The organism is Pseudomonas sp. RC4D1 (assembly GCF_018390395.1).
Lineage (GTDB): Bacteria > Pseudomonadota > Gammaproteobacteria > Pseudomonadales > Pseudomonadaceae > Aquipseudomonas > Aquipseudomonas danubii.
This window is the reverse complement of sequence record NZ_JAHBAW010000001.1, coordinates 2,227,837-2,242,545: the sequence shown is the minus strand read 5'-3', so window position 1 is coordinate 2,242,545 and position 14,709 is coordinate 2,227,837. Positions and strand designations below refer to the sequence as shown.

Genomic DNA, 14,709 nt, shown 5'->3' with positions numbered 1-14,709 from the left:
TTCCAATGCGCTCTCTTACCCTTCATCTGAAAGTCCTGATCGCCATCCTGGTGGTGCTGGGCATTTCGATCACGGCCTATCAGATCTTCGTGCTCGGCATTCCGGTGACCGAAGACGCCACCGACGATCTGTGGAACATCGACGCCAAGGTCGAGTTCGTCGCCAACGGCAAGGACCCGATCAAGATCCAGATGTTCGTGCCGCCCCTGAGCCGCGACTACGTGAGCCTCAACGAGAGCTTCATTTCCAACAACTACGGGGTGGCGGTCAACCGCGTCGACGGCAACCGCAAGGTCACCTGGTCGGCACGCCGGGCCAAGGGCAACCAGACCCTGTACTACCGCCTGGTGCTGACCAAGCGCTACAGCGCCGAGAAGTCCAAGGTCAAGGGCCCGACCTTCCGCGACAGCATGGCCGTGGAAGGCGCGGAAAAGATCGCCGCCGAAGCCCTGCTGGCGCCAATCCGCCAGCACTCGGCGGACGTCGAGACCTTCATCAGCGAAGCCATCAAGCGCGTCAACAACGCCAATGATGACAACGCCAAGCTGCTGCTGGCCGGCGACCCCTCCAGCGCCAACAAGGCCAGGATCGTCGAGCTGCTGCTGTCCATCGCCCACGTGCCGATGGAGAAGGTCCACACCATCCGCCTGGTGGCCGATCAGCCGCAGACCCCGGAACTCTGGCTGCGCAGCTTCAACGGCACCGACTGGCTGTACTTCAACCCGGAAACCGGCGAACAGGGCATGCCCAGCGACCGCCTGCTGTGGTGGACCGGCGATGACAACCTGATCACCGTCGATGGCGGCAAGAAGGCCAACGTCACCTTCAGCCTCAACAACAGCGAAATGAACGCCATTCGCCTGGCCAAGCTGACCGACGAGAACACCGACGCCAACTTCCTCGAATACTCGCTGTACGGCCTGCCGCTGCAGACCCAGCAGACCTTCATGATCATGGTGATGATCCCCATCGGCGTGCTGGTGATCCTGGTGCTGCGCAACCTGATCGGCCTGCAGACCCTGGGCACCTTCACCCCGGTGCTGATCGCCCTGGCGTTCCGCGAGACCCAACTGGGCTTCGGCATCGTGCTGTTCACGGTGATTACCGCGCTGGGCCTGTCCTTGCGCTCGTACCTGGAACACTTGAAGTTGCAGATGCTGCCGCGGCTGTCGGTGGTGCTGACCTTCGTCGTGGTGCTGATCGCCGCCATCAGCCTGTTCAGCCACAAGCTGGGCCTGGAGCGCGGGCTGTCGGTGGCACTGTTCCCGATGGTGATCCTGACCATGACCATCGAACGCCTGTCCATTACCTGGGAAGAGCGCGGCGGCGGCCATGCGATGAAAGTCGCCATCGGCACCCTGTTCGCCGCCTCCCTGGCGCACCTGATCATGAGCGTGCCGGAGCTTACGTACTTCGTCTTCACCTTCCCGGCGATGCTGCTGATCCTGGTGGGCTTCATGCTGGCGATGGGTCGCTACCGCGGCTACCGCCTGACGGAGCTGGTGCGTTTCAAAGCCTTCGTCAAGGCCGACTCCTGATGTTTGGCCTGTGGAAGACCTGGAAAGCCCTGGAAGCGCGTGGAATCATGGGCATCAACCGGCGTAATGCCGACTACGTGCTCAAGTACAACAAGCGCAGCCTGTACCCCATCGTCGATGACAAGATCATCACCAAGGAGCGGGCGATCAAGGCCGGCATCCATGTGCCGGAACTGTACGGGGTGATCTCCACCGAGAAGGAAATCGACAAGCTCGACGAGATCATCGGTGGGCGCAACGACTTCGTGATCAAGCCGGCGCAAGGCGCCGGTGGTGACGGCATCCTGGTGATCGCCGACCGCTTCGAAGGCCGTTACCGCACCGTGTCCGGGAAGATCATCAGCCATGAGGAGATCGAGCATCAGATCTCCAGCATCCTCACCGGCCTGTATTCCCTGGGCGGCCACCGCGACCGGGCACTGATCGAGTACCGGGTGACCCCGGACCAGATCTTCAAGAGCATCAGCTACGAAGGCGTGCCGGACATCCGCATCATCGTGCTCATGGGCTACCCGGTGATGGCCATGCTGCGCCTGCCAACCCGCCAGTCCGGGGGCAAGGCCAACCTGCACCAGGGCGCCATTGGCGTCGGTGTCGATCTGGCTACCGGCCTGACTCTGCGCGGCACCTGGCTGAACAACATCATCACCAAGCACCCGGATACCACCAACGCCGTGGACGGTGTGCAACTGCCCTACTGGGACGGTTTCATGAAGCTGGCAGCCGGCTGCTACGAGCTCTGTGGCCTGGGCTACATCGGCGTGGACATGGTGCTGGACCAGGACAAGGGCCCGCTGATTCTCGAGCTCAACGCCCGGCCCGGGCTGAATATCCAGATCGCCAACGACTGCGGCCTGACCCAGCGTACCCACGCTATTGAAGCCCACCTTGAGCAACTCAAGGCCCGGGGCATCGAGGAAACCGTCGAAGAGCGGGTGCGCTTCGCCCAGGAGCTGTTCGGCCACATTCCGCCGGTGGAAGGCTGATAACGGCTGCCGCGGGGTGCGAAGGCAATTTTCGCAGCCTGCGGCAGCGGCTACAGGTCGGTGAATGCGCCCTGAATCAGGCAATCGCCGACATACCCTCTAGGAGCAATTCCTGCACAGGCATACAATCGCCAACCGCGCTCCGATGGCTGATTTGCCCCGCATGTTGACCTGTTCCGTACACCCGCTTCCTTATCGCGCCAACCCCGCCGAGTATTTCGCGGCAATCGAACACGCCCCCGGTGCCGTGCTGCTGGACAGCGGCCGGCCCGCTGCCGAGCGCGGTCGCTATGACCTGCTCAGTGCCTGGCCGCTGGCCGAGCTGACGGTGGCCGCCGACGAAAGTGGCGGCGACTTCCTCCAGCGTCTGCGGCACAACCTGCAGCAGCTAGGCCCGGCCGAGGTCCCGGCGCCCTATGAATTGCCCTTCGCCGGCGGCCTGATCGGCTACCTCAGCTACGACTTCGGCCGCCACCTGGAACGCCTGCCGAACCTGGCCCAGGATGACCTGCACCTACCGCACGCGCGCTTTGGCCTGTATGGCTGGGCGCTGATCAATGACCACCAGACGGGCACCAGCCAACTGCTGTTCCACCCCAGCCTGGACGCCGCCGAACGCCAGCGCCTGATCCAGCTGTTCAACCAGCCACTGCCCGCGTCGCAGTCGGCATTCAAGCTGACCAGCGCCATGCAGCCTGATCTGAGCGCCGAGGATTACCGCCAGGCCTTCCAGCGCATCCAGCACTACATCCAGGCCGGCGATTGCTATCAGGTGAACTTCGCCCAGCGCTTTCGCGGCCAGTACCAGGGCGATCCCTGGGTCGCCTACTGCGCGTTGCGCGCGGCCTGTCCGACGCCCTTCTCCGGTTTTCAGCGCCTGCCGGACGGTGGCGCGGTGCTCAGCCTGTCGCCGGAGCGCTTCGTCCACGTCAGCCAGGGCCGGGTGGAAACCCGGCCGATCAAGGGCACTCGTCCCCGGGGCCGAGACGCCGCAGAAGACGCTGCCAACGCCGCCGAGCTGCTGGCCAGCCCCAAGGACCGCGCGGAAAACCTGATGATCGTCGACCTGCTGCGCAACGACCTGGGGCGCACTTGCCGCACCGGCTCGGTGCGCGTGCCGGAGCTGTTCAGCCTGGAAAGCTACCCCAACGTGCACCATCTGGTGAGCAGCGTGACCGGCGAGCTGGCGCACGACAAGGACGCTCTGGACCTGATCGCCGGCAGCTTCCCCGGCGGCTCGATCACCGGCGCGCCGAAGATCCGCTCGATGCAGATCATCGACGAACTGGAGCCCACGCGACGGGCGCTGTACTGCGGCTCGCTGCTGTACCTGGACGTGCGCGGGGAAATGGACAGCTCGATCGCCATCCGCAGCCTGTTGGCCAAGGACGGGCAGATCTGTTGCTGGGGCGGTGGCGGAATCGTCGCGGATTCGGACTGGCAGGCGGAGTACCAGGAATCCATCACCAAGGTGCGGGTGCTGCTGGAAACGCTGCAGGGGCTCTGAACCCCTGTAGCCGCTGCCGCAGGCTGCGACAAGCCCCGCAGGGGCTTCAAGACCTCAAGAGCGACGCCTGCTTCGGAGTCGATCGCAGCCTGCGGCAGTGACTACAGGTGCTACTTACAGGCTCAAGGTGCGGTTGGAAGCCTTGATGAACTCCTGCTTCAGCTCGGCAAAACTGTGCACCGCGGGGAACTGCGGGAACTCGCGGATCACGTTGTCCGGGGCATGGAACAGGATGCCGGCATCGGCCTCGCCGAGCATGGTCGTGTCGTTGTAGGAATCCCCCGCCGCGATCACCCGGTAGTACAGGCTCTTGAAGGCCAGCACCGATTGACGCTTGGGGTCCTTCTGGCGCAGCTGGTAACCGGTGACCCGACCGCCGTCATCGGTGATCAGGCGGTGACACAGCAAGGTCGGGAAACCCAGTTGGCGCATCAGGGGCTGGGAAAACTCATAGAAGGTGTCGGAGAGGATCACCACCTGGAAACGTTCGCGCAGCCAGTTGACGAACTCCACCGCGCCGTCCAGGGGCTTGAGGGTGGCGATCACTTCCTGGATGTCGGACAGCTTCAGGCCATGCTCGTCGAGAATCCGCAGGCGCTGCTTCATCAATACGTCGTAGTCGGGAATATCCCGGGTGGTTGCCTTGAGGGATTCAATCCCGGTTTTTTCGGCAAAGGCGATCCAGATTTCCGGGACCAAGACACCTTCCAGATCGAGACAGGCAATTTCCACAAGACACTCCCATTGGTTCTGATTATTGAAGTTGAGCGAGCAAAAGGACTGCCGAACTCTAGCGATTCGCCTGCGCAGGCGCAACGCAGAGGAGCGCGCCAGGGCCGGGTGGATTTTGTTAAGATCGCCCCCCTATAGAGCGCACAGCGCCACCGACCTGTAGGAAACCGCCCTGATGACCCCATCGTTCGACGTCGCTGAACTCGCCGCGACCTATGCCAACAAATCCGCCCAGGACATTCTCAAGCTGGCCTTCGCCCAGTTCGGTGACGACCTGTGGATCTCCTTCAGCGGCGCCGAGGATGTGGTGCTGGTGGACATGGCCTGGAAGCTCAACAAGAACGTCAAGGTGTTCAGCCTGGACACCGGGCGCCTGCACCCGGAAACCTACCGCTTCATCGATCAGGTGCGCGAACACTACAAGATCGACATCGAACTGATCTCGCCGGACCACAGCAAGCTCGAACCCTTCGTCAAGGAAAAGGGCCTGTTCAGCTTCTACAAGGACGGCCACGGCGAATGCTGCGGCATCCGCAAGATCGAACCGCTGCGACGCAAACTGTCCACCGTCAGCGCCTGGGCCACCGGCCAGCGCCGCGACCAGAGCCCGGGAACCCGCAGCCAGGTGGCCGTGCTGGAGATCGACAGCGCCTTCTCCACCCCGGAACGTCCCCTGTACAAGTTCAACCCGCTGGCGCAGATGAGCAGCGAAGAGATCTGGGGCTATATCCGCATGCTCGAACTGCCGTACAACAGCCTGCATGAGCGCGGCTTCATCAGCATCGGCTGCGAGCCCTGCACCCGCCCGGTCCTGCCCAACCAGCACGAGCGCGAAGGCCGCTGGTGGTGGGAAGAAGCCACCCAGAAGGAATGCGGCCTGCACGCCGGCAACCTCATCAGCAAAGCCTGACCCTCCCCCTTCTCCCCTGGAACCGGCTTGCCGGCGAAAGCCCCTCGGCCTGAGGACGCGTTCGCCGGCAAACGGAACGCCAACCGACGCACCCGCAAAACCTGTACACATAAATGTCACCAAGGGTGCCATTTATGTGTGCACTTTCAGCACCCTCCGCCCCAAAAAGTGACAGGCCTTTCTGCCGTCAACATTCATACGACAGCCAATCGCATCCGCCGAAAAATAAATACCTGTTCAAACGGTCAATTTTTAATCCATCTGTTTCATACAGTTAGGAGCAGTCCATAACAAAACGAAATCGGCAGCCGATTTCATAGTTTCAAAACTGGCACAGAAGTGGCTTTAGTCGACCTATGTTTTGTATACAAAAACAGCAAAATATACATACACTAACCGTCCGCACGCCTGATCCACGACTCAAGCTGCAGATGCCCAGAACCCAGTGATTCCGCCCCTGCGACGAAGATTGTCGAGCCTTGCGCTCAAGCACAGTCATCCGGGGCCGGAATCAGGAGCCGCCGGAATGCACACCAGCCCTTCCAACAACATCGCACTGGATCTGCCCTCCTCGCCGCACTCGCACCACCTGCAACAGCCCATCGCCACAACCGACCCGGACAGGGTCATCCTCAGCCCGCGCCTGCACAACCGCGACCTGGCGCCAACCAAGGTCGAAGGCCGGCGCTGGGGTGGCTACAGCATCTTTGCCCTGTGGACCAACGATGTGCACAACATCGCCAACTACTCCTTTGCCATCGGCCTCTACGCCCTGGGCCTGGGTGGCTGGCAGATCCTCCTGTCGCTGGGAATAGGCGCGGCGCTGGTGTACTTCTTCATGAACCTGTCCGGCTACATGGGACAGAAGACCGGGGTGCCGTTCCCGGTGATCAGCCGCATCAGCTTCGGCATCCATGGCGCGCAGATACCGGCACTGATCCGCGCGGTGATCGCCATCGCCTGGTTCGGCATCCAGACCTACCTGGCCTCGGTGGTATTTCGCGTGTTGCTCACGGCCATTCATCCGGGGTTCGCCGACTACGACCACAACTCGATCCTCGGCCTCTCGACCCTGGGCTGGGCCTGTTTCGTGCTGATCTGGCTGGTGCAGTTGGTGATCCTCGCCTACGGCATGGAGATGATCCGCCGCTACGAAGCCTTCGCCGGGCCGATCATTCTGCTGACCGTGGCCTGCCTCGCCGGGTGGATGTACACCCAGGCCGACGGGCAGATTGCCTGGTCGATCCGCGAACCTTTGACCGGCGGAGAAATGTGGCGGCAGATCTTCGCCGGCGGCGCATTGTGGCTGGCGATCTACGGCACGCTGATCCTCAATTTCTGCGACTTCGCCCGCTCCTCGCCGTGCCGCAAGACCATCAAGGTCGGCAACTTCTGGGGCCTGCCGGTGAACATCCTGGTGTTCGCCACCATCACCGTGCTGCTGTGCGGAGCGCAGTTCCAGATCAACGGCCAAGTCATCGAAAGTCCGACCCAGATCATCGCCTCGATCCCCAACACCCTGTTCCTGGTCCTGGGTTGCCTGGCCTTCCTGATCGTCACCGTGGCGGTGAACATCATGGCCAACTTCGTCGCACCGGCCTTCGTCCTCAGCAACCTGGCCCCCAAGTATCTGACCTTCCGCCGCGCCGGGCTGATCAGTGCGGCGCTGGCGGTGCTGATCCTGCCGTGGAACCTGTACAACAGCCCGCTGGTGATCGTGTATTTCCTCTCTGGCCTGGGCGCCCTGCTAGGCCCGTTGTACGGGGTGATCATGGTGGACTACTGGATCCTGCGCAAAGCCCAGATCCACGTGCCACAGCTGTACAGCGAAGACCCGCAAGGCGCGTACTTCTACAGCCGCGGGGTCAATCTGCGAGCGGTGGCGGCCTTCGTGCCCGCGGCGCTGATTGCCATCGTGCTGGCCCTGGTGCCGGGCTTTGCCAGCGTCTCGCCCTTTTCCTGGCTGATCGGCGCCGGCATCGCCGGCCTGCTGTACCTGATCATCGCCAAGCGCCAGCCCGGTTACGCGGACGTCAGCGGCGAATCCATCGCCGTGGAAAACGTCAGTCATTGAAACTGAACGGCCCGGTGCGCCGGGCCTTGAACTGCCCAACCTGCAAGGAGCCCCCATGCGCATTCTCGTGGTCAACGTCAACACCACCGACAGCATCACCCAGGCCATCGCCCGCCAGGCACAAAGCGTGGCAGCGCCGGGTACGGAAATCGTCGGCCTGACTCCCTATTTCGGCGCCGAATCGGTGGAAGGCAACTTCGAAAGCTACCTGGCGGCCATCGCCGTCATGGATCGAGTACTGGCCTACGACCAGCCCTATGACGCGGTGATCCAGGCCGGTTACGGCGAGCACGGCCGCGAGGGGCTGCAGGAGCTGCTGAATGTGCCGGTGGTGGACATCACCGACGCCGCCGCCAGCACGGCGATGTTCCTCGGCCACGCCTACTCGGTGGTGACCACCCTGGATCGCACCGTGCCGCTGATCGAGGACCGGCTCAAGCTGTCCGGCCTCTATGAGCGCTGCGCCTCGGTACGGGCCAGCGGCCTCGCGGTGCTGGAGCTGGAGGAAGACCCGCTGCGGGCGGTGGAGTCCATCGTGCACCAGGCCGAACTGGCGGTGACCCAGGACAAGGCCGAGGTCATCTGTCTGGGCTGTGGCGGCATGGCCGGACTGGATGAACAGATCCGCCAGCGCACCGGGGTGCCGGTGGTGGATGGGGTCACGGCGGCGGTGACCATTGCCGAATCGCTGGTACGCCTGGGGCTGTCCACCTCGAAGGTGCGCACCTACGCGACGCCACGGCCAAAAAAGGTGCTTGGCTGGCCGCTGCGTTTGGGGCGCTGAGTTAGCCAGCGCCCGGGTTTGCCAGCCAGGCGGCGCCTACAGGGCGCTGAAGGTTTGCGCCAGGCCCTGTTCGGCGAATTGCTCGATGACGAAGTCGACAAAGGCCCGGGTCTTGCCCGGGAGCATCTTGTGCTCGGCGTAGTAGATCGAGGTGTAGCCATCATCGACGTACCAATCCGGCAAGACCCGTTGCAGCGCGCCGGAACGCAGGTAGTTGACGGCAAACGGCATGCTCACCAGGGCCAACCCCAGGTCCTGGGCGGCCGCCACGCAGGCGGCTTCGGAATCGCTCATGGTCATGCTGGCCTTGAGCTCCAGCGGGCGCACACCGCCTGCGCGGCCAGTCAGTTGCCAGGGACGGATGCGGCCGGTCTGCGGAGAACGGATCAGGATCCCCCGGCAATGCTGCAGGTCCTCCGGATCACGGATCGGCGCTCGCCCCGCGAGATAGGCCGGGCTGGCCACCAGCACCCGATGGGCCGGTGCCAGGCGCCGGGCGACCACCCCTTGTGGCAACTCGAAACCGCCACCGATGGCGGCATCGAAGCCCTGGCCGATCAGGTCCACCTGGCGATTGTCGAAATGCCAGTCCGGCTGGATGTCCGGGTAACGCTGCAAGAAGCTTGCGAGCATCGGCACGATGTAAAAACAGCCAAATACCGTTCCCATGCTGACCTTGAGCGTGCCTGCCGGGCGCCCCTGGACGGTGGACAGGCTGCTCACGGCATTCTGGATGGTCTGTAGGCTGTCGCTGACTTCTGCCAGGAACAAGCGTCCGGCCTCGGTCAGGGTCAAACGCCGGGTACTGCGCTGGAATAGACGCACACCCACCCGCGCCTCCAGCTTGGCTACGCTCTTCCCCACCGCGGCCGGGGTCAATCCCAGGCGTCGCGCCGCCTCGGCAAAGCTGCCGACTTCAGCGCTGCGGACAAAACATTCGATACTGCCGAAAGCTTCCATCACTGACCATTCCATACTTTTGGTTTACACAGAGTATAGGAATTACCCGCTACACAGCGGCCAATCAGCAGTCGATACTCGACGCCAAGCACAAGGCAACCCGACCTTGAATCTCTGGAGAAACACATGAGCAAGCACAACCTCAGCGGCAAAGTGGCCTTGATCCAAGGCGGTTCCCGCGGTATCGGCGCCGCCATCGTCGAGCGCCTGGCCGCCGAAGGCGCCAGCGTCGCCTTCACCTATGTCAGCTCCGCGAGCAAGGCCAAGGCCCTGCAGGACAGCATCATCGCCAAGGGCGGCAAGGCCCTGGCCATTCAGGCCGACAGCGCCGACGCCGACGCCATTCGGGAGGCCGTGCAACGTACCGCCCAGGCCTTCGGCCGCCTCGACATCCTGGTCAACAATGCCGGGGTCCTGGCAATGGCCCCGCTGGACGAATTCAAGCTGGAAGACTTTGACCAGACCCTGGCCATCAACGTACGCAGTGTGTTCATCGCCACCCAGGAGGCTGCGCGGCACATGGGCGAAGGCGGACGCATCATCAATATCGGCAGCACCAATGCCGAGCGCATGCCCTTCGCCGGTGGCGGTCCCTACGCCATGAGCAAGGCCGCGCTGGTAGGCCTGACCAAAGGCCTGGCGCGGGACCTGGGACCACGGGGCATCACCATCAACAACGTACAGCCCGGCCCAGTGGACACCGACATGAACCCGGCCGACGGCGCCTTTGCCGAAAGCCTGCTGGATCTCATGGCCGTGCGTCGCTATGGCCGCGCCGAAGAAATCGCTGGCTTCGTGGCCTATCTCGCCGGGCCCGAAGCGGCCTACATCACTGGCGCCAGCTTGAGCATCGACGGCGGTTTCAGCGCCTGATCCGTCAACGCAAAAAAACCGGGCCACCTGTAGCAGGTGGCCCGGTTGCTTGCGCGGCATCCGCCAACGGCTGCCGCAGGGGGCGAACCGGCTGGCAACGCCCTCCTTTCTCCCTACCCGTTTCCTTGCGACCTCAGGCCCACACCAGATGCGGCAAACCGCAGGCGGCGGGCTGAAACCCCTTGAGCGAGCGCAAAATCCCGTCAGCGTGGGCGAACTTGCTATCCGCCATGGCCGGATCGGGTACCGCAAGCACCCGCATCCCTGCGGCCTTGGCAGCCGTCACGCCGAAGGGCGAGTCCTCGAACACCAGGCACTCCCCTGGGGCTACCCCCAGGCGCCGGGCCGCAGTGAGGAAGATATCCGGCGCCGGCTTGGCCGCCGTCACTTCCGGGTCATCGGCGGTGACAATGGTGTCGAACAGCGCAAACCAATCGCCATGGCGGGTGATTTTCTCGCCGAAGGACATCTGCGACGAGCTGGTGCCCACTGCGATTGGCACTTGATGCTGCTTCAAATGGCGTACCAGTTGCTGAGCCCCCGGCATGGCCTCGGCTCGAGGAAAGCGCTCACGCATCAAGGGCTCGCGCATGACCAGGAACTCTTCGGCGCTGATGGGCAGGTCCAGGGCCTCGACCACGTAACGCGCCAGATCGGCGGCACCACGTCCGATGATGTTTTGCTTGATGGTCCAATCGTAGGTGCGGCCATAACGCTCGGCGATCAACTGCGTGATCTCGGTGTAGATACCTTCGGTATCCAGGAGCAGACCGTCCATATCGAAAATGATCGCCTTGATCGGTCCCAAATCATTCAACTGTGCATTCATCGCATCTGATCCGTTAGCAAAAGTACATTCCAGGGAGCGGCTCAGGTACGGCCCGTTATGTTCGGCAACGCGTCAATTAAAGGATTCAGCAGCATAGCGGCGGGGCTGGGTCAGGAGCAACCGAGGGGCAAGGTACAGAGTGCGAGAGGCGGGATAGTTTCAGTCGCCAGGATCGAGCTCGCCCTCTCCTTCTTCAGGCCCTTCCTGCAGTGGCACCAGCGCATCATCCATCAAGGAGCCGGGATCTTCATTCCCCGGGTCGTTGATCACCAACGGTGACGCTGGGCCTGGCTCGACATTAGCGGGCATTTCACGGGGCATGATCCTCTCCTTAAACAGCGGGACGGGCTGCATCAAGTATGGCGAAGCCCTGGGCAACGCGCACAAAAAACCCGGCGCGGGGCCGGGCTATTTTGAACGAGAGCCTAAATCAATGACGCTTCTTGTGCCCCATGCTGCTCCCCAGGGCACCACCCGCCGCACCACCAATGCCGGCACCCACGGTGGACCCAGTGCTGCCGCCCAGGCGATTGCCGATCAGCGAGCCACCGGCCGAGCCCAGGCCACCGCCAATCGCAGCCTTGGTCCGGCTGCCCTTGCGCGCACCCGCCGCACTACCGGCCGCCCCGGCCACACCCGCACCAATAGCCGCCCCGGTGCTGCCGCCGAGCTGTTGCCCGACCACGTTGCCCAGCGCACCGCCGAGACCACCACCAATGGCGGCAGTGCCATCGCCAGCCATCGCACCTTGAGCCAGCAGAAGTCCTACAACCAGGGCAGGTAAAGTTGAACGCATGACTTGAACCTCAAAAAAAGACTGTCGAACTGACACAAAAGCCCAGCGCGCGCCACCCGCTGCGGAGCGTAACGGCAACACCCGGTTGCTCTCCGGTGGGTTGGACCGCGGATTCTAAAAGAGTTTTATCGTCGCGCAAAAAAAAGCCCGCTGGGGAACGGGCTAGGGGTACTGCTTTTAACGGATGGTTTGAGCGTACGCAGGCAGATGTGAAGATTCTGTGAAAAGTACCCGCGACTGGGAGCAACAGACGCGGATCACACAATTTCCCATCCTGCCAACATCTTCAGTTCACCTTCTGAAGATGCTCGAAGCCGATCAATACAGGCCAGCCCCTTGGTTGGCTACCCCGCCACTGCTTCGATAACGGCCTGATCGCTCACTGGCAACAGTGATCTCAGCGAATGCTGCGAATGCTGCCCTTGTTGCCTTTGACAGTGACCGAGACTTTCTTGAAGACGAAGTAGTTTTCTTCGCTGACTTCATAGCGTGGAGCCACGATCAGGTCGGCACCGGAAGACTTGACTGCCTTGAAGGCAGCAGCCGACTTGACCGCACTCACTGGATCCAGACCCAGACCACCCAGACCGCCGCCGGTAGCACCGCCGTAGGTCACGCCATCAGCAAACTGGTTATCGCCACCAAACTGCAGGAAACCAAAGAGGATATTCACCGACGACTGGCCCGAGATTGCCTCGCCCACTGCTACATCTGCCTTCAGGTCAGCCTTGACCTGGCTATCGATGGGCGACGATGGCTGGCTGATGTTGTAGCTGGTGCAACCAGTGGCTGCGGCTACGAGAGTGGACAGTGCGAGGAGTTTGAAAATAGCTTTCACGTTTATTTCCTTATCGCTTTTCATATAAAGGCATCATCGCTGGATGCGCAGCCCCGTTTGAATCGGGATAAGGAACATATCGCCAGTTATAGCCAATTGAGATAAGAAATTTCCTAAAAGCACAAAGGATGCCTCTTCAATTACCCCCTCTCACTGGCGATAAACTATTAATACGACTACCAAAAAAATCGAAAAAAAATAATACGCAAACAACGGCAAGAACGTTATGCCCCCAACCAACCACCGAAAATGAACCCGCCTACTTCGTGACCAGCCTTCACGTTTGGCAGCACGATAAAGCCCCATTACAGATGCATCGCTCGGCGCAAACAGGGATCTCTATTGCCAGCAGGACTATTGGCAACATCAGGTCTTTTCTCAAACTACTCATTTCTTCCAATTACAACTATCAATCCTGATAGACATTCGAACTTAACGATTTGCGGACAATAAAAAGCCCCGCATCTAACGGGGCACTCAAAACTTAAGATTACTTTCTCTTTGGCATTGCCTTGGGAAAGAACATCGTGCTACTGGCTACCGGCAGCGGCGCAGTTTTCTTTCTGCTACTGACTCGGGATTGTTCTTCGACTTCAAATGCGGCCTGACCGCAACGCACCAAGTTGTTGATTGGGAACTCATCCCCGTTGTCTTCGATATAGGCAAGACTCCTCATATTCCAGCTCCCTCCAACAACCGATCAGTACCGGCAAGCTCCTGATTGCCTGGAAAATACTGACCGTCACGGCGCTTCAGACTAGCCAGTCATTTGTCGACCTGCCGTCCAAACCAGACAAGTGCCGACGAGTGGCAAGGCATCAGAGGAAAAAATGATCCAGAGCACATTTCCGGGCCCATGAACCCGACGACCACTTGATATGGCAGCACGTCCATTCAGAAATTAGCGGGGGCTTGGCATCCAATTGCCTTATGAAGTGGTGCAGTACATGTCTAGGGATGGAGACATTTTCAGGGAGAGCATCAACACCAGGCTCATCAAATTCGAACCCCTGGCAGCTCTTTCCATGAAAAAACCCAGACCATTATCAGCTTGTCAATAGTGCTGTTGAGCGACTGAGCGGGAGGTCGCGCGGTGGTAGGCTTTCATGGCGTCACATTACGCGCGTGCCCGATCTGTTCGGATTACTGATAAAGGCAGGTCAGGCTATGCATAAGCCGCATATCAGCTAACTGAAAGGAATCGAACATGAAAAAATCCATAACTGTTCTGGCCGTTTCCGCGACGCTCGCTTTCACCGCAACTGTCGCGAACGCCTCCGTGCATCAGGCCCCCATCAAGGCTCCCCAGACCGTCAATCAGATGACAGCCTCTGTTGACACTCCTTTCGGACCCCATCAGACAACTGGCGAAATCCAGATGGCCAGCCTGGCCAGTAGTTGCTCCGATGATCGATATTCCTGGTGGGAATACAGCGGCTGGGAAATCGTCGGCTGTCTCATAAGCGGTCAGTGGTAACTATTCTGACAGGCCTGGTGCGCGACTTACGCGGTCAGCACGCACCAGAGCCTGTCAGCCCAGCCACACACGACTTCGAAGATACAGACGCCCTCATACTTTTTACCCAGCAATAGCCCTCGCCGGCAGACAATTGCTTCTGGTTTAGAGACAACCCTTGTTGCGTCTTCGAAATGGGACTTGAGCAACAAAATACCTTTCCATGTGTATGCTGCTGCGGACATCGCTCGGCGAATTCGACCTCGGCCATTTCGCCGAGATATATACAGCTCATTCACTGCGCAAAGGGGGCAACGCTTAACCAGTTGTTATCCACCCAACGCCACCGAAAAACACCCACCGGCCCCATGCGGGTCCCATAGGGCCATTTTTCAGACGCCAAAAACCACAAACCCCCGACTTTCT

At 61.1% G+C, this 14,709-nt stretch carries 14 protein-coding genes; 8 read left to right on the top strand and 6 right to left on the bottom strand.

The genetic code is table 11. The annotated features are described in order from the left end of the window. Window positions 1-5: 5 nt before the first annotated feature. The 3 genes from rloB (at window position 6) to pabB (ending at window position 4,031) form a co-directional block, all read left to right on the top strand. A complete protein-coding gene (rloB, locus tag KHO49_RS10340; protein ID WP_102863860.1) occupies window positions 6-1,538 on the top strand; it encodes an osmotic stress tolerance membrane protein RloB in 1,533 nt (510 codons plus the stop codon). Further along, window positions 1,538-2,524, top strand: a complete 987-nt coding sequence (locus KHO49_RS10335; protein ID WP_102878964.1) for an alpha-L-glutamate ligase-like protein — start codon at window positions 1,538-1,540, stop codon at window positions 2,522-2,524. The genes rloB and KHO49_RS10335 overlap by 1 nt, the downstream gene beginning before the upstream one ends. Window positions 2,525-2,687: 163 nt before the next feature. Next, window positions 2,688-4,031, top strand: coding sequence for an aminodeoxychorismate synthase component I (pabB, locus tag KHO49_RS10330; protein WP_213664978.1), 1,344 nt, complete (start codon window positions 2,688-2,690; stop codon window positions 4,029-4,031). Between the two features lie 114 nt (window positions 4,032-4,145). On the opposite strand, the gene thrH is transcribed toward pabB, so the two are convergent. Further along, on the bottom strand, window positions 4,146-4,763 hold the full coding sequence (thrH, locus tag KHO49_RS10325) for a bifunctional phosphoserine phosphatase/homoserine phosphotransferase ThrH (protein ID WP_015634738.1): 618 nt from the start codon (window positions 4,761-4,763) through the stop codon (window positions 4,146-4,148). A gap of 175 nt (window positions 4,764-4,938) precedes the next feature. Between thrH and KHO49_RS10320 the strand changes: the two genes are divergently transcribed. The 3 genes from KHO49_RS10320 to KHO49_RS10310 all read left to right on the top strand — a co-directional run bounded on the left by KHO49_RS10320 (window position 4,939) and on the right by KHO49_RS10310 (window position 8,531). Next, complete coding sequence (locus KHO49_RS10320) at window positions 4,939-5,673, top strand: phosphoadenylyl-sulfate reductase (RefSeq protein ID WP_102863863.1); 735 nt, start codon at window positions 4,939-4,941, stop codon at window positions 5,671-5,673. A 526-nt stretch (window positions 5,674-6,199) separates the two neighbouring features. Then, on the top strand, window positions 6,200-7,747 hold the full coding sequence (locus KHO49_RS10315; protein ID WP_213664977.1) for an NCS1 family nucleobase:cation symporter-1: 1,548 nt from the start codon (window positions 6,200-6,202) through the stop codon (window positions 7,745-7,747). A gap of 55 nt (window positions 7,748-7,802) precedes the next feature. Further along, complete coding sequence (locus KHO49_RS10310; protein ID WP_213664976.1) at window positions 7,803-8,531, top strand: aspartate/glutamate racemase family protein; 729 nt, start codon at window positions 7,803-7,805, stop codon at window positions 8,529-8,531. A gap of 36 nt (window positions 8,532-8,567) precedes the next feature. On the opposite strand, the gene KHO49_RS10305 is transcribed toward KHO49_RS10310, so the two are convergent. Then, entirely contained in the window at window positions 8,568-9,491 is a 924-nt protein-coding gene (locus KHO49_RS10305) for a LysR family transcriptional regulator (protein WP_110595224.1), read from the bottom strand. Between the two features lie 126 nt (window positions 9,492-9,617). On the opposite strand from KHO49_RS10305, the gene KHO49_RS10300 reads away from it, so the two are divergent. Further along, window positions 9,618-10,364: a 3-oxoacyl-ACP reductase family protein gene (locus KHO49_RS10300; protein WP_110595223.1), complete on the top strand. Its 747-nt coding sequence runs from the start codon at window positions 9,618-9,620 to the stop codon at window positions 10,362-10,364. Between the two features lie 133 nt (window positions 10,365-10,497). On the opposite strand, the gene KHO49_RS10295 is transcribed toward KHO49_RS10300, so the two are convergent. The 4 genes from KHO49_RS10295 to KHO49_RS10280 all read right to left on the bottom strand — a co-directional run bounded on the left by KHO49_RS10295 (window position 10,498) and on the right by KHO49_RS10280 (window position 12,851). Beyond that, window positions 10,498-11,193: an HAD-IA family hydrolase gene (locus tag KHO49_RS10295; protein WP_213664975.1), complete on the bottom strand. Its 696-nt coding sequence runs from the start codon at window positions 11,191-11,193 to the stop codon at window positions 10,498-10,500. A 159-nt stretch (window positions 11,194-11,352) separates the two neighbouring features. Next, window positions 11,353-11,514 (bottom strand): hypothetical protein, encoded by a 162-nt coding sequence (locus KHO49_RS10290; protein WP_213664974.1) that lies wholly within the window; start codon window positions 11,512-11,514, stop codon window positions 11,353-11,355. 109 nt (window positions 11,515-11,623) lie between these two features. Further along, window positions 11,624-11,989, bottom strand: a complete 366-nt coding sequence (locus tag KHO49_RS10285; RefSeq protein ID WP_102863869.1) for a glycine zipper domain-containing protein — start codon at window positions 11,987-11,989, stop codon at window positions 11,624-11,626. A 397-nt stretch (window positions 11,990-12,386) separates the two neighbouring features. Beyond that, window positions 12,387-12,851: a hypothetical protein gene (locus KHO49_RS10280; RefSeq protein WP_249735499.1), complete on the bottom strand. Its 465-nt coding sequence runs from the start codon at window positions 12,849-12,851 to the stop codon at window positions 12,387-12,389. A 1,183-nt stretch (window positions 12,852-14,034) separates the two neighbouring features. Between KHO49_RS10280 and KHO49_RS10275 the strand changes: the two genes are divergently transcribed. Then, entirely contained in the window at window positions 14,035-14,304 is a 270-nt protein-coding gene (locus KHO49_RS10275) for a hypothetical protein (RefSeq protein WP_123392221.1), read from the top strand. The last annotated feature ends 405 nt before the right edge of the window (window positions 14,305-14,709 follow it).

Coding starts and splice junctions, on each gene's coding strand:
- KHO49_RS10280 (WP_249735499.1), bottom strand. CDS start 12,851: ATGAAAAGCGATAAGGAAATAAACGTGAAAGCTATTTTCAAACTCCTC.
- rloB (WP_102863860.1), top strand. CDS start 6: ATGCGCTCTCTTACCCTTCATCTGAAAGTCCTGATCGCCATCCTGGTG.
- KHO49_RS10295 (WP_213664975.1), bottom strand. CDS start 11,193: ATGAATGCACAGTTGAATGATTTGGGACCGATCAAGGCGATCATTTTC.
- KHO49_RS10275 (WP_123392221.1), top strand. CDS start 14,035: ATGAAAAAATCCATAACTGTTCTGGCCGTTTCCGCGACGCTCGCTTTC.
- KHO49_RS10300 (WP_110595223.1), top strand. CDS start 9,618: ATGAGCAAGCACAACCTCAGCGGCAAAGTGGCCTTGATCCAAGGCGGT.
- KHO49_RS10335 (WP_102878964.1), top strand. CDS start 1,538: ATGTTTGGCCTGTGGAAGACCTGGAAAGCCCTGGAAGCGCGTGGAATC.
- KHO49_RS10285 (WP_102863869.1), bottom strand. CDS start 11,989: ATGCGTTCAACTTTACCTGCCCTGGTTGTAGGACTTCTGCTGGCTCAA.
- KHO49_RS10290 (WP_213664974.1), bottom strand. CDS start 11,514: ATGCCCCGTGAAATGCCCGCTAATGTCGAGCCAGGCCCAGCGTCACCG.
- KHO49_RS10310 (WP_213664976.1), top strand. CDS start 7,803: ATGCGCATTCTCGTGGTCAACGTCAACACCACCGACAGCATCACCCAG.
- KHO49_RS10315 (WP_213664977.1), top strand. CDS start 6,200: ATGCACACCAGCCCTTCCAACAACATCGCACTGGATCTGCCCTCCTCG.
- KHO49_RS10320 (WP_102863863.1), top strand. CDS start 4,939: ATGACCCCATCGTTCGACGTCGCTGAACTCGCCGCGACCTATGCCAAC.
- pabB (WP_213664978.1), top strand. CDS start 2,688: ATGTTGACCTGTTCCGTACACCCGCTTCCTTATCGCGCCAACCCCGCC.
- KHO49_RS10305 (WP_110595224.1), bottom strand. CDS start 9,491: ATGGAAGCTTTCGGCAGTATCGAATGTTTTGTCCGCAGCGCTGAAGTC.